This window comes from Kitasatospora sp. NPDC096147, assembly GCF_044763225.1.
GTDB lineage: Bacteria > Actinomycetota > Actinomycetes > Streptomycetales > Streptomycetaceae > Kitasatospora.
On sequence record NZ_JBIWFX010000001.1, the window covers coordinates 322,561 to 334,793 of the forward strand.

General features: G+C 72.0%; 11 protein-coding genes. 4 read left to right on the top strand and 7 right to left on the bottom strand.

Going from position 1 to position 12,233, the window contains the following annotated elements; genetic code table 11:
• Positions 1-9 precede the first annotated feature (9 nt).
• Positions 10-3,513: an FtsX-like permease family protein gene (locus tag ACIRBX_RS01195; protein ID WP_402292994.1), complete on the bottom strand. Its 3,504-nt coding sequence runs from the start codon at positions 3,511-3,513 to the stop codon at positions 10-12.
• Positions 3,514-3,907: 394 nt separating this feature from the next.
• Here ACIRBX_RS01195 and ACIRBX_RS01200 point away from each other — a divergent pair, with 394 nt between their 5' ends.
• Both ACIRBX_RS01200 and ACIRBX_RS01205 read left to right on the top strand, forming a co-directional pair.
• Entirely contained in the window at positions 3,908-4,837 is a 930-nt protein-coding gene (locus tag ACIRBX_RS01200; RefSeq protein ID WP_402292995.1) for a hypothetical protein, read from the top strand.
• A gap of 54 nt (positions 4,838-4,891) precedes the next feature.
• Positions 4,892-6,100 carry an IS701 family transposase gene (locus ACIRBX_RS01205; protein ID WP_402292996.1) on the top strand — a complete coding sequence of 403 codons (1,209 nt, stop codon included), beginning with the start codon at positions 4,892-4,894 and terminating at the stop codon, positions 6,098-6,100.
• 136 nt (positions 6,101-6,236) lie between these two features.
• On the opposite strand, the gene ACIRBX_RS01210 is transcribed toward ACIRBX_RS01205, so the two are convergent.
• A protein-coding gene (locus ACIRBX_RS01210) for an IS5 family transposase (protein WP_402292997.1) occupies positions 6,237-7,110 on the bottom strand; the annotation gives its coding sequence in 2 pieces (ribosomal slippage) (positions 6,237-6,302 and positions 6,304-7,110; 873 coding nt in all).
• A 411-nt stretch (positions 7,111-7,521) separates the two neighbouring features.
• On the opposite strand from ACIRBX_RS01210, the gene ACIRBX_RS01215 reads away from it, so the two are divergent.
• Complete coding sequence (locus tag ACIRBX_RS01215; protein ID WP_402292998.1) at positions 7,522-7,686, top strand: hypothetical protein; 165 nt, start codon at positions 7,522-7,524, stop codon at positions 7,684-7,686.
• A 220-nt stretch (positions 7,687-7,906) separates the two neighbouring features.
• Here the strand turns inward: ACIRBX_RS01215 and ACIRBX_RS01220 are convergent, their stop codons facing one another.
• The 4 genes from ACIRBX_RS01220 to ACIRBX_RS01235 all read right to left on the bottom strand — a co-directional run bounded on the left by ACIRBX_RS01220 (position 7,907) and on the right by ACIRBX_RS01235 (position 10,837).
• Positions 7,907-8,299 carry a DUF6193 family natural product biosynthesis protein gene (locus ACIRBX_RS01220; protein ID WP_402292999.1) on the bottom strand — a complete coding sequence of 131 codons (393 nt, stop codon included), beginning with the start codon at positions 8,297-8,299 and terminating at the stop codon, positions 7,907-7,909.
• Between the two features lie 809 nt (positions 8,300-9,108).
• The gene (locus tag ACIRBX_RS01225; RefSeq protein WP_402293000.1) at positions 9,109-9,621 is read right to left on the bottom strand and encodes a DUF4328 domain-containing protein; all 513 of its coding nucleotides are present in this window, start codon (positions 9,619-9,621) and stop codon (positions 9,109-9,111) included.
• Between the two features lie 470 nt (positions 9,622-10,091).
• Positions 10,092-10,592 (bottom strand): hypothetical protein, encoded by a 501-nt coding sequence (locus ACIRBX_RS01230; protein ID WP_402293001.1) that lies wholly within the window; start codon positions 10,590-10,592, stop codon positions 10,092-10,094.
• A gap of 95 nt (positions 10,593-10,687) precedes the next feature.
• Entirely contained in the window at positions 10,688-10,837 is a 150-nt protein-coding gene (locus ACIRBX_RS01235) for a hypothetical protein (RefSeq protein WP_402293002.1), read from the bottom strand.
• Between the two features lie 282 nt (positions 10,838-11,119).
• Here ACIRBX_RS01235 and ACIRBX_RS01240 point away from each other — a divergent pair, with 282 nt between their 5' ends.
• The gene (locus ACIRBX_RS01240) at positions 11,120-11,782 is read left to right on the top strand and encodes a DUF6985 domain-containing protein (RefSeq protein ID WP_402293003.1); all 663 of its coding nucleotides are present in this window, start codon (positions 11,120-11,122) and stop codon (positions 11,780-11,782) included.
• Here the strand turns inward: ACIRBX_RS01240 and ACIRBX_RS01245 are convergent.
• Entirely contained in the window at positions 11,721-12,185 is a 465-nt protein-coding gene (locus ACIRBX_RS01245) for an ATP-binding protein (protein WP_402293005.1), read from the bottom strand. The genes ACIRBX_RS01240 and ACIRBX_RS01245 overlap by 62 nt on opposite strands.
• Between the last annotated feature and the right edge of the window lie 48 nt (positions 12,186-12,233).

Below are 12,233 nucleotides of genomic sequence, written 5' to 3' on the forward strand. Positions count from 1 at the left end.
GCACCCGGGTCATCCGTGCTCCCCCGCCCTCAGCACCCGTACCAGATCGACCCGGGCCAGCAGCCGGGTGAGCACCAGCACCGCGAGCGTCAGCAGCAGCCCGCTGCCCAGCGCGGTCAGCCCGAGGGCCGGCCACCCCGGGCCGGTCAGCACCGCCGGGTACAGCGGCCCGGCCCCGTCGTCCAGCACCATCCAGGGCAGCAGCCCGGTCAGCCCGAGCCCCAGCAGCCCACCGAGCAGGACGGGCAGCGCAGTGACCGCCACCTGCTCGGCCCTCAGCAGCGCGACCAGTTCGCCCCGCCGCACGCCCAAGGCGCGCAGCACCGCGAACTCCCGTCGCCGGGCCCGGGCGGTCCCCACGGTGTGCAGGGTCAGCGCGGTCACCGCGAACAGCGGCGCGGTCAGCAGCACCAGCACCCAGGCACTGCGCAGCCCGGTCCGGAACGCGTCCTCGTGCAGTGCCCCGGCGACCTGCAGCACGCTCTCCGCCCGGCCGAAGGTGCCTCGCCCGTCGAGCGCGGCCCGGGTGGCCTCCGGGTCGGCGCTGCGCAGCCACCACCGGCTGTCGGCCGGCGGCGCCAGGCCCGCCGCCGCGCGGGCGGCGGCCAAGGCCGGCAGGTCCATCAGCAGGTGACTCCGTCCCGGCACGTCGCCGGGCAGGGCGTCCAACTCTCCCGTGATGCGGACCTGTTGGACCACCGCCGAGCCACGCTCCCAGGTCAGCGGCAGGGTGTCGCCGACCTCGGCGCCCACCGCATCGAGCAGCGCCCGGTCGGCGACCGCAGGCAGCACCGACGGGACCGCAAGCCCGGGGCCAGCGGCGCCACCACCCTGCGCGGGCAGCACCACGAACGCGGCCTCCCGCGCCCCCGGGTCCGGGCCCGGCAGGACGGCGGGCGTCTGGGACCGCAGCACCGCGCCCAGCAGCTCCGCTCCACCGCCCCGCCAACTGCACACCGCCGCCCGGTCGTCCGCCGCCCGGGCCGGCGTGTACGGACTGCCGTCACCGGTCGCCGGGCAGCCGACCGCCGTCGGATCGGCGAAGTCGGTACCCGAGCGGTACCACCGCCGGTCCTCCGGGAGCGCCAGCTCGGTGCGTGCTCCGAGCGCCACGGACTCACCCGCCACGGACTCACCCACCGTGGACTCACCCACCGTGGCACCGCCACCCACGCCGCCGGCACCAGCCCCACCGGCCGGGCCGACCGGGCCGACCGGGCCGACCGCGCTGATCCGCGAGACCCGTAGGTCCAGGGTGGCCCGGCCGCCCAGGTCCGCCGGGAACCGGACGCCGAGCCGACTCACCGTCAGGGGGTGGGCGCGCCGCGCTCCGTCGGCCAGGGGCAGCGCCAGTACGTGCGGGCGGCCGTCGGCGGTCAGCGGAGCGGCCAGCTGCTCGGTCAGCCCCTGGGCGTCCTGTACCCACAGCAGGAGCTGTGCCCCGGTCAGCGGGCGGTCGGCACCGGCCTGCACGACGGCCTCCAGACCGTCCGGCCGCCCCGGCACGGCCAGCCCTCCGGCCGGGGCGGTCAGCGGGGCGAGCAGGGTGGCGACCGGGCCGGCCGCCTGGTCGGAGCGGAGCAGCGGCAGCCCGTGCGCCCCGGCCACGGCCGTGTCCACCGCCACGGTCTGCACCGCCGTGCCGCCGACGTACGCCTGCCGCTCGGCCACCGGGGTCAGCCCGGTGACGCCGGGGAGGGCGGCCAACTCCGCCTGCCGCAGCGGCGCCGGGCCGGACACACCGGTCAGCCGCAGGTCGGCGCCGACCGCGAAGGCGGCCCGATCGCGGTCGCTGGCGGGGAGCGCACCCAGCACCCCGGCCGCCAGACTGCCGCAGGCGACCGCGAGCACGGTCGCCAGCACCGGCACCGACTGCCGACCTGCCTCCCGGCTCAACTGCCAGGCACCGAGCGGGAGGACCAGCCCCCGGGCCCGCCGCGCCGTCCGCTCCAGCAGTCGGCCGGCCAGGGGGAAGAGCCGCAGCAGCAGGACGGCACCGGCCACCGCCATCACCATCGGGGCGACCACCAGCACCGGATCCGTCGCCGAGCCGAGGCCAATGCCCGGACGGTGCGCCACCAGGCCCTGGTAGTGGCGCAGTTGGAGGAAGGCCAGCACCGCCGGGACCAGCAGGGCCAGGTCCACCCCGGCCCGCTGGACACCCAGCCGCCGACCGGCGCCCGCCCCGCCTCCGCCGCGCCGCACCCACCGGTCCGGGCCGGCCGGTTGCACGGCGAGCGGCAGCAGCAGCGCCGTCCCGTGCACCAGCAGCGCGAACCCGGCCGCCCACCACGCCGTCCGGGCCGCCTCGGCCGCCGCACCGGCCAGCCCGGCCACACCGGCACCACCGGCACCACCGGCCCCGTCGGCCCCCGCTCCCCCGGTGACCCGCAGGACCACGCCGAGCAGCGGACCGGCCAGCAGGAGCCCGCCGAGCCCGGCCGGCACCGCGGCCGAGGCCCACTCACCGGCCGAGACCGCGAGCAGCCGCACGGCTCCGGCGCCCCGGGCGTGCCGGAGCGCGCGGTCGGCGGCGAGTGCGTCGGCCAGCCGACGGGCCGTCAGCATCAGGACCAGGGCCGCCAGGGCGGCCAGCAGGGCGAGCGGGACGGCGGCCTCGGAGCGGGCGGTCAGCGCGGGTACGGCCTGACGGTCCAGGGCGGCCGGGAAGTCGCTGCGCACCCGGGTCTCGGCCAGCGCCTGTGTCCCGCCCCGGTAGACCGAGCGGGCCGTGGTCGAGCCGGCGAAGGCGGCGATCCGCTCGCGCAGCGCGAGCAGACCGGGCAGCTCCAGCCCGTCGACCTCCGGCCAGGCCAGCCAGACCGCCAGGGTGCGGTCGGCGAAGCCGGGCAGTGAGGTCAGCCGCGCGGCGTCGGCGAGCAGCAGCTCCGGTGCCTCGCGGTCGGCCCCGCCCAGGTGGGACCAGATCACCGCCGCCGCCGGGTCCGGGCGGTAGACCCCGGTGACGGTGAGCCGCAGCGGGCCGCCGGAGACCGGATCACGGACGGTCGCCGTGCTGCCGGTGTCCAGGCCGAGGCGGTCGGCGGCACTCTCCGGGATCGCCACCGGAAGACCGGTGCCACCACCCTCGGTGGGCCAACTGCCGCTGCGCAGCTGCGCGTAGCGGCCGGGATCGGGCAGCGCCACGGGCAGCGCGGCGAGGGTGGCATCGGTGGCGGACAGCCGTCCGGCGGGCGGCAGGAGGAGGTCCACGGCACTGACCGCCCGGACCGCGCCCTCGGTCCGGTACGGCGTTCCGCCCATCGTCCGCTCCAGCGCGGCCCGCACCGCGTGCTCCCCGGCCGGCATGCCCGAGGCGCTCCAGCGCGCGTCCACCTCCACCACGCGGCCCGGGTCCCGGGCGAGCCGTTCGCGCACCCCGGCGGTGGCCGCCGCCCCGGCGAGTCCGGCCACGGCGGCCAGCACGGCCGTCGCCACCAGGATGCTCACGGCCGCCGAGACCAGCACCAGACCGTGCTGTCCGAGCCGGCGCCCGACCCCCGTCAGTGCCATCCCACTCCCATCGCCACCCTCCGGTGTCGAGGGGCGGGTGCCAGGCGTTCCCATCCGGAACGGAGCTGACGTTCTATCACAGCAGCCACCCAGTGGTCTGTACCAATCCGACCCGTGGCCGGGGTGCCCCCGTCGGACCCGCAGCTCGCCGCCAAGGCCGGGCCGAACGGGCACCGCACGCCTGCCCGAGCGGTCACCCCGGCCGGGATGACCAGGGCACCCGCCGCTGCCCCGGAGCTCCGGCGCGCCCCCTCCGCCGCGAGTCGGTCACACCGACCGATTGACAGCCCGAAGTCCCGCCCCGGACCACCGGCCGGCGGTAACGTCGCGGGCCCGAGCGGGCCACCGGGCGATCCGGTGCACCGCTCCGTGGAGCGATCCGTGGGAGGCAGCCGTGTACCGCGACACCCGACCCGACCCCGCCGCCAACCTCCAGAGCGTCCTGCGTGGTCTGACGGACGATCAGAAGGACTACCTGCGCCGCCCGGCGCCCCAGCCGGGCGCGGCCCCGCAGCAGGTGACCGACGCCGAGGCGCTGGCCGAACTGGCGGTGCTCAACGGCATCGCCCAGCGGGCCGCCGCCGAGCTCCGGCAGGACAGACTCCTCAACGAGGACAGCCTGCCCGACACCCTCCTCCAGCACCTGCTCGCCCTGTCCCGGGAGATCCGCCGGGTGACCGAGGGCCACGAGATGCTCGCACCGCAGGCCGCCCGCGCAGCCCTCCGCAACTGGGCCCGGGGCGACGGCAAGGAGCACGCACTCGCCTTCCACGACCTGCGGACCCGCCTCGCCGCCGTCCTCGCCACCCAGGACGCCGACGCCCTGGCCGCCCAGCAGCCGAGGGTGCGCACCGCCCCGCCGCCACCCGCCCCGCGCAGCAACGCCGAGATCCTCCGGGACGAGCTCGCCGAGACCATCGGCCGCAAGGCACCGAACGGCGAACACGCCACCGTCAAGGCCATCCTGGTCATCGGCGGCCGGGCCTACCGGGGCCGGAACGACGGCTCCCGGGTCAGCCAGGTCACCTACGACCTGGTGACCAGGCGGCTGGACCGCCTGGAGAAGTGGACCCCGACCGGCTGTGCCGAGGTGCACGCGCTGGACGCCTTCGTGGTGGACCGGAACTTCGCCACCGAGGCCCTGGCCCTGGCCGCCCTGACCGGCGCCCCGCCCGCCTACCCGGACGGCTGGATCGCCGCGATGGACGCCCGGGGGCGGACCCCGGACGCCCGCTCCTGGGAGAAGCGCCTGCCCTGCGACAACTGCCGGCAGTGGCTGGCCGCCCTCGGCATCCAGGCCGACACCAGGGGCGCGCTGAGCTAGTAGTGCTTTGTTAGGTGTCTTGCCAGGTGCGGGAGTTGGTAGTTCTCTGCGGGTATGAGGGCTGTGGAGCTTGCGGTGTGGCGGGGCCGGTTGGAGGAGTTCGCGGCTGAGGTGTTCGCGCCGTTGGCCCGGTCCGATCAGCGGGTCAAGGGCGGGCTGTATCTGCGGGGCCTGTTGCTGGAGGGCCGGCGCAAGTCGATGCAGCCGATGGCCGCGCGCCTTGGGGTGGACCATCAGCGGCTGCAGCAGTTCATGACGTCCTCGACCTGGTCGGCCCGTGAGGTGGGGGTGCGGTTGGCGTGGCGGGCGGTTCGGGCGGTTCGGCCCGAGGTGTGGGCGGTGGACGACACCGGCTTCCCCAAGGACGGCACCGCATCCCCCGGGGTGGCCAGGCAGTACTCCGGCACGTTGGGCAAGGTCGGCAACTGCCAGATCGGCGTCAGCGTCCACGCCGTCTCCGACACCGCCTCCTGCCCTCTGTCCTGGCGCCTGTTTCTGCCCCAGTCCTGGGACGAGCCGCAGGCGGCCGTCCGCCGGGCGGCCTGCCGCATCCCCGAGGACGTGCGCCACCGGCCGAAGTGGTGCCTGGCACTGGACATGCTCGACGAACTCGCCGGCGCGGGCCTGCGGCCCGCGGTGGTCGTCGCGCACACGGCCTACGGCGCGAACGCCGACTTCCGCCGCGGCCTCGAGGACCGCCGCCTGGCCTACGTGCTGCAGGCCAAAGCCGAGATGACCGCCTACCGCCAGGACGACGAGCCGCACCAACCGGTCTACGGGGGCCTGGGCCCGCGGCCCCTGCCGCGCTACCGCACCCGGCCCGTCCCCTTGCGTGAGCACGTGCAGGCCGCCGGACGCGACGCGGGGCGGAGCATCACCTGGCGCAAGGGCTCAAGAGCGGCGATGAGCTCCCACTTCGTCCTGCTGCGAGTCCGCCTGGCCGGGCGGCGTCCCAAACCCGCCCCGGACGGCACGATCCCCCTCACCTGGCTGATCGCCGCATGGCCCGACGGTCAGGCCGAGCCGGTGAAGTACTGGATCTCCAACCTGCCCGCCGCCATCCCCGCCAAGGACCTGATCCGGCTGGCGAAGTCACGCTGGCGCATCGAACACGACTACCGCGAGTTGAAGACCCGCCTGGGCCTGGACCACTTCGAAGGCCGCTCCTACACCGGCTGGCACCGCCACGTCACCCTCGTCAGCGCCGCCCACCTGTTCCTCACCGAACAGCGCACCCACCCAAAAGCACCGTCCAGGGCCTGACCTTCCATCAGACCCTGGACCTCCTCCAACACCTCATCGCCACCTGGAACGGAACCTGCCCCACCTGCCGACAACCCACCCCATGGCAGCCCTACGACACCACCTAACAAAGCACTACTAGGCACTGTCCTGGCGATCATGAGCGGTGCCGGATGACGAGTGCCGCGGCGGTGAGGGAGCCGAGGTAGACGTAGGCGCCCTTTGTCATATCTGGTGGCGACCGCGCGGAACTGTCTCAGCTTGTTAATGGCCCGCTCGACGGTGTAGCGCTTTTCGTAGCGCTCCTCGTCGAAGCCTGGTGGTCGGCCACCGACACGTCCGCGCCGCAGGCGACCGGCCGCCTGGTCGGCCTTCTCCGGGATGACGTACCGGATTCCGCGTCCACCCAGACGGGAACGGGTCCGGCGGTTGCCGTAGCCCTTGTCGGCGCTGACACCGGCGGGTGTCGTGCGTGTCCGTCCGACGGTCAGCCGGGGCACCCGGATCCGCGCCATGACGGCCTCGAACCGGGTGCAGTCCACCCCCTGACCGGGCGTCAGGACGAGCGAGAGAACCCGGCAGCGGCCGTCGGCGCTCCGGTGGACCTTGGTCGTGAGGCCGCCGCGCGAGCGGCCGAGCGCCTCACCTCCCGCACCACCTCCGCCGGCAGGGCGACCAGGTCGGCCCGGATCCGAGCGATCCCGACCGCCCGAGTCAAGCGCCCTTTGGCATGCGGGGGCGGTGCGTGCCGCGTGCCGGTGCGCACGAACGGATGCGGAGTCCGCCGACACGTCCCAGTCGATCTCTCCGGCCGCGTCCGCCGACCAGCGGCGATGCCGCTCGTGAACGGTCCCCCACGGCCCGTACCGATCCGGAGGGTCACCCCACTGCACCCCAGTCCGGATCCGGTACGGCACCCCGCTCACCACCCGCCGGTGATCCCGCAAGCGGCCACAACGCCCATGGCCCACCGGCAGAAGCGGCTCAAGCCTCTCCCACTGGGCACCCGTCAGATCACCCCCACGTCCCACAGTCCTATCAACGACTCAACTGATCACCAGGACACTGCCCAGGACACCGCCTACCGGCTGTGGGACCAGGACCTGATCGAGCAGCACAAGCCGCACTACTCCAAGAACCCCGCCACCGGAAGCCGAGAAGGGTGTCCGCGCTCATCCCGTACGCCAGAGACGGAGCGCGCGGCAATCGCGCCGCAGGAGGGAACTACGGACCGTGGGCACGGACCTCCCGCCCGGTGTGCTGGTGTCCCCGCTGGGATGCAGCCACACCGCGCGGCACCTTTGACGATGCGCGCCGGAACCCCGCGAGGAATCCCAGGTGGGGACAGGTGCGGCTCCGCTATCGTCTCCTGACCGCCCATCAGCACCCAGACCCGGGCCGCGCTCGACCAGCACGACTGGGGCAGCTCCCTCCGGCCTCTGGTGGACAAGTACCTCCTCGAACTCGACGAACTGTCCCACCTCGCCGAGACAGCGCACACAGACCCGAACGCCGCGACGGTGGAGACGGCAATCACCGACATCGTCGACCTCGCCATCGGCCCTGCCAACCGCAGCCTCCGGACCGGCATCGACCTCTCCGCGTGAGGCAGCACCGGGCCCGGGCGACGGCGGGAGCGGGTGTGAGCGGGCCGTGGTCGGCCGGCCGGTGACGCCGAGAACGTGGACGACAGGCTCCGACCGATCGTCCTGCCCGACCCGATCGTGGCCATCCGTGGGTCAACCCCGACCTGGCGCGACAGCCGAATCAGCATGAGTCCGGCACTTCGGGACCAAACAACGGGGTGAAACACCCTCTGAAGCAGGCTCAGATCTCTTTCTCGCAAGCAATGAGTTCCTCCGGAGTGCCGACGAAAGCGGGCCCGCACCCGGGCGGCAGGAGCTCCACCACCATCGCAACTGCCTTTGCAGCCGTCTCCGCAGGCCCGACGGCTTGCGAACGCAGAGGCCCCGAGACCCAGTAAGTGCCGCCAGCAGCGGGCTGGATGTAGGGGATGTCCCAGGTCCACCCGAATTCGGTGCACCGACTGAAGTGCAACTCGCCCATACCGGTCCAGGGGAACAGCTGCCGCAGGCTCGGCTCAGCGTGGGCGAGGTCCAGCAACTCCTGGCGTACGCATCCGTCATCACGGACCGTTTGCCAGCCCTCTTCGACCCTGTCCGCGCTCGATGGATTCGTTGTCATCCAGCCATCATCCACGTCGCATCCAGCGCCTGTAACACGATCACGGCGTCGGCTCGCTGAGCCTTCGCCGGCAGATGAGCGCACACGCGAGCGAGACGAGTGCGTCATGGAGCTCGAGGCGTCGTTCCCAGCGGGTGGCGAGGCGCTTGAATTGGTGGATCGGGACGAAGGGCTGCTCCACCACGTGACGGAGCTTGCCCAGACCGCGGATACCGGGCTCGCCCCGGCGGGAGATGACGGGCGGGATCCGACGCCTGGCCGAGGTCGAGGGGGGTGTTCTGGGCGCTGGCGGCCACCGCGCCGTTCATGCCGGGGGCGGCGCGGTGGGCAGCGGCCGGGTGTGGAGCATTGACGTCCTCTACCTCGACGCGGCCAGCCGCCCGGCCTGCCGCTGAGCACGTGTGAGCGGCTTGGCCGCAACGGCCGGGCCCCCTTCACGTGTTGTGGGCGGTGGTCAGTGTTGAAGGCGTCCTTGGCGTGTTCGCCGGTCTTGTGACGGGTCGTCATTTCAGTTGAGTGTTGTGGTGGGTGGTCTGGGGTGTTGTGGGTGATGTGGGACGTTGCTGGCGGGTATGGAGGGTTCGGCCCTGCGGGTCCTTGATCGTTCAGGAGGGTCCCGGTTGCCTGCTCGGCCACCTCAGCGCCGGCGGCACCATGGACGGCCCGGTCAACCGCACGGGCGGCGAAGCCGATCCGGCCTTCCGGCCGGGGGCGTAGCTGCGCAGGCAGGAGAGGGACCGCGCCGACGGCAAGCTGACGCCCCACCAGATTGTCCTCCTCGACGCTCTGCTTGACTGCGGACGGCAAAGATACGTGACGGGTGGTCAGATCGCGGTGGTCGGCACTGCCGCAGCGGATCCCGCGGTGATCCGGTCAGCCTGAGCGGCGGTGATCTCCCGGATCACCAGCAGCAGCATGACCCCGGAGACAGCGGTGAGCACTGCGACATAGGGGGAGAACATCGGATTCGGCAGAGACCGAGTAGCGAGCAGCCCCACCGCGACTTTGATCAGCCGGGCCCACCACCATCCCTCGACCAGCCAGGCGCGGCCGGCGAGCCCGCTGGCACGGCGGACATCGAGCGTCACCCGGCGCGGGATCCACAGCATGGCCACTGGAATGAGCCACCCGCCGACTGCGAAGCCGGGGCTGTACCGGTGGGTGCCGGGGGCGAACACCTCTGCGTTGCGTCGGCACCGGCGGAGCCAGTAGATCACCGTGACCAACGAAGCCGCGCTGAGGAGTGTCATGACCGGCACGGCCTGCGGGAACGTCTGCGCCGCTCCCTCTCCGGTCGCCACCAGTAGGGCCTGCGCCAGCAACTCGATCCAGATCACTGCCTGTGCGACGGTCGCCGGCACTCTCGGGTCCCGCACCGTTAGCGTCACAGGAGTGGGTGCCGCACTGGGTATCTCGGTTTGCATGGTGGTCCGTTCAGGAGGACTGCGGTGCTGGTCACCTGCAGAGACGGCAGAAACCTAGAGGCGCTGCGGCAGCCTAGTCCACCGATTTGACCACGGCGCCATGCCGCCCGGGCGTGTGTGGGGAGTGGCCTCGGTGTGGTGCGGCTTGGCGCCGGGGCTTGGCGGGCTGGGCCCGGGGGGTTCTGGCTGCACCGTAGCTGACCGTCTGTCACCCGGACCGCTCGCACCTCCGATCCCGCTGCAGCGCGGCCTGCCCCGCAGCGTTGCGCGACGTTGAAGATGCGTATGAACGCGACATGGTCGCTGTCGACGAAGCCGCGTGAAATGGCCCCGGCGGCCGTCAGGCCGCCGGGGTCATCGTGAACGCGGTGGCGGTTTCATGCTCACGGTGTCGCGTGGGTCTTGGCTGCAGCCGGACAGTCGTGTCGGTGAGGTTGGGGTCCCGCGATGTTGAGGATGGGGTCTTCTCCTTCGGGGATTTCGAAAACGAAGACGACACCGGAGGAGGTGGCCTTGATGGCGCATTGGTTGCCGAAGGTCAGGGGCGTGTAGGGCTGCCAGGCGCAACCGGCGTGGTCGAGAGCCGCGATCACGTCCGCGTACTTGGGATGGCCGGGGAACGTCTGCTCGGTGACCAGGCCCGCAGGGAGCTCGACGACGTCCCGCCAGGTCTGGAGGCAGATCAGGATGATCTTCTGGCAGCGGCAGACGCTGAGCTCAAGGTCGCCAAAAGCGAGCAGACGCGGCCAGGATCGCCGCTTCCCGACGAGCACCTCAAAAGGCTCGCCGAGCGCCTCGGCCACCGCGTTCCAGTCTGCGCCGTTCGCGACCGGACCCAGCTGTCCCGAGCAGGCGAGTTCCGTCAGGACGTCGAGCAGCTCCATGAGGCGGGAGCCTGTCATCTGCGGAGATGGACTGTCCAACGGCTTTTGGTGGTGATGGGCTGCTGTGGGTGCCCGAGTCCGGCAGCTGCCCTCGGCTACTCGCTCGCGTGGGTCTCGGTGACGGCCAGTCGATCGGAGGACTCGTCGACGATGCCCTTTTCCTGGGTGAAGGCGGCGATCAGGGACTGCCAGGCGATGTTGTTGACCGAGCAGGTGGGTGAGGTGACAGATCCCGGGCCGAGCATGGTGGGTCACCGCTGGCTGGCTGCCAGCAGTTTGTCGGCATGGTGGGCCAGCAGCGGCAGGAGGATCGAGTAAGGCGAGCGGGGCTTGCCTCGTCTGAGCCGGTTGGCGAGGTTGGCCGGATCGGCTCTGGTGGTGCTGCGGCCTGGTGCTGCGAAGGGTGGACGGAAGCAGGGAGCGAGGCAGGGCTCGCTGCCTGTGACCTGTGACCAGATGAGTGCGGAGAGGGCCTCGTGCAGTTGGTCTGTCGGGGCTGCCGGCTTTCGTTTGCCGGAGCCGAGGCCATGTCCCCCAACGGCCACGAGACCTCCGTCTCGCCGACCAGCCACGTACCGATCCAGCTACGCAGTCAGCCGTCGGCCAGCCGAAGACGATCGCGCTCGGCGGCATCACCCGCGTACTTCACCAACATCTCGTCCACGCCGCATACATCGGACCCGATCAAGGCCCCAGACGATGACGACGCGAAGGTCGACTTCGAGACGGCCATCAGCGCGTTTCTGAGGCTTGACGAGTCGGCTCCGAGGTCCGCGTCAGGGCCGGTCTTCCAGTACTACCTGGATGTGAAGACCGAGGTGGACGGCGATGAGGACTTCGTGTCCATCGCCAGCCCGGAGGACGTCTGGTCGCATGTCCGGCTCGGAGGTGAGGTGTCGGTTCAGCGGGAGGATGCCCACGGCGACCGGCAGGTGTACGTCTCCGTGGAGTGCGAGTGCGCCTGGGAGCCCGAGCACGGTCTGCAGATCGTCTTCCGCCGGGGTTCCTCGGTCTCGAAGGTAGGCCCGTTCGACAGCCACCTCACCAATGTCTCCGCTTTCGACCGTGCGGATCTCGCTGATGTCGTCTACTGCCGGCTCGGCCAATGGGCCTTGCTGATGCCTGGCCTCACCGGTTCTCCTTCGCCAGGAGCTCAGGTCGTTGGCGGGTCCGGTAGGAGTCGCCGATGAGGGTGAGGACCTCGGCGTGGTGGACCAGGCGATCGATCATCGCGGCGGCCACGATGTCGTCGGAGAAGGTCTCTCCCCGGCGTCCGAAGGGCAGGTTGGATGTCACCATGACCGAGCCTTGCTCGTAGCGCGAGGCGATGAGCTGGAAGAACAGGTTCGCCGCGTCCTGGTCGAACAGGATGTATCCCACCTCGTCGATGATGATCAGCTTGTAGCGGCGGATCTTCTTCGACTCGGCCTCCAGGCACCCGACTTGGTGGGCGTCACTGAGGTGGGTGATCCAGTTGCTGGCGGTGTCGAACAGGACCGAGTGGCCGGCTTGAGTGACCTTCACTCCGAGGCTGATGGCCAGGTGGGTCTTGCCGATCCCCGGCGGGCCGAGCAGGACGACGTTCTCCGCCATCGCGACGAACGTGCCGGCGGCCAGGGCGCGAGGACGTCGCGCCGCAGC

Excerpts from the sequence above, each read along its gene's own strand:
- ACIRBX_RS01195 (WP_402292994.1), bottom strand. The coding sequence starts at position 3,513 with ATGGCACTGACGGGGGTCGGGCGCCGGCTCGGACAGCACGGTCTGGTG.
- ACIRBX_RS01205 (WP_402292996.1), top strand. The coding sequence starts at position 4,892 with ATGAGGGCTGTGGAGCTTGCGGTGTGGCGGGGCCGGTTGGAGGAGTTC.
- ACIRBX_RS01230 (WP_402293001.1), bottom strand. The coding sequence starts at position 10,592 with ATGGAGCTGCTCGACGTCCTGACGGAACTCGCCTGCTCGGGACAGCTG.
- ACIRBX_RS01235 (WP_402293002.1), bottom strand. The coding sequence starts at position 10,837 with ATGCTCGGCCCGGGATCTGTCACCTCACCCACCTGCTCGGTCAACAAC.
- ACIRBX_RS01240 (WP_402293003.1), top strand. The coding sequence starts at position 11,120 with ATGTCCCCCAACGGCCACGAGACCTCCGTCTCGCCGACCAGCCACGTA.
- ACIRBX_RS01245 (WP_402293005.1), bottom strand. The coding sequence starts at position 12,185 with ATGGCGGAGAACGTCGTCCTGCTCGGCCCGCCGGGGATCGGCAAGACC.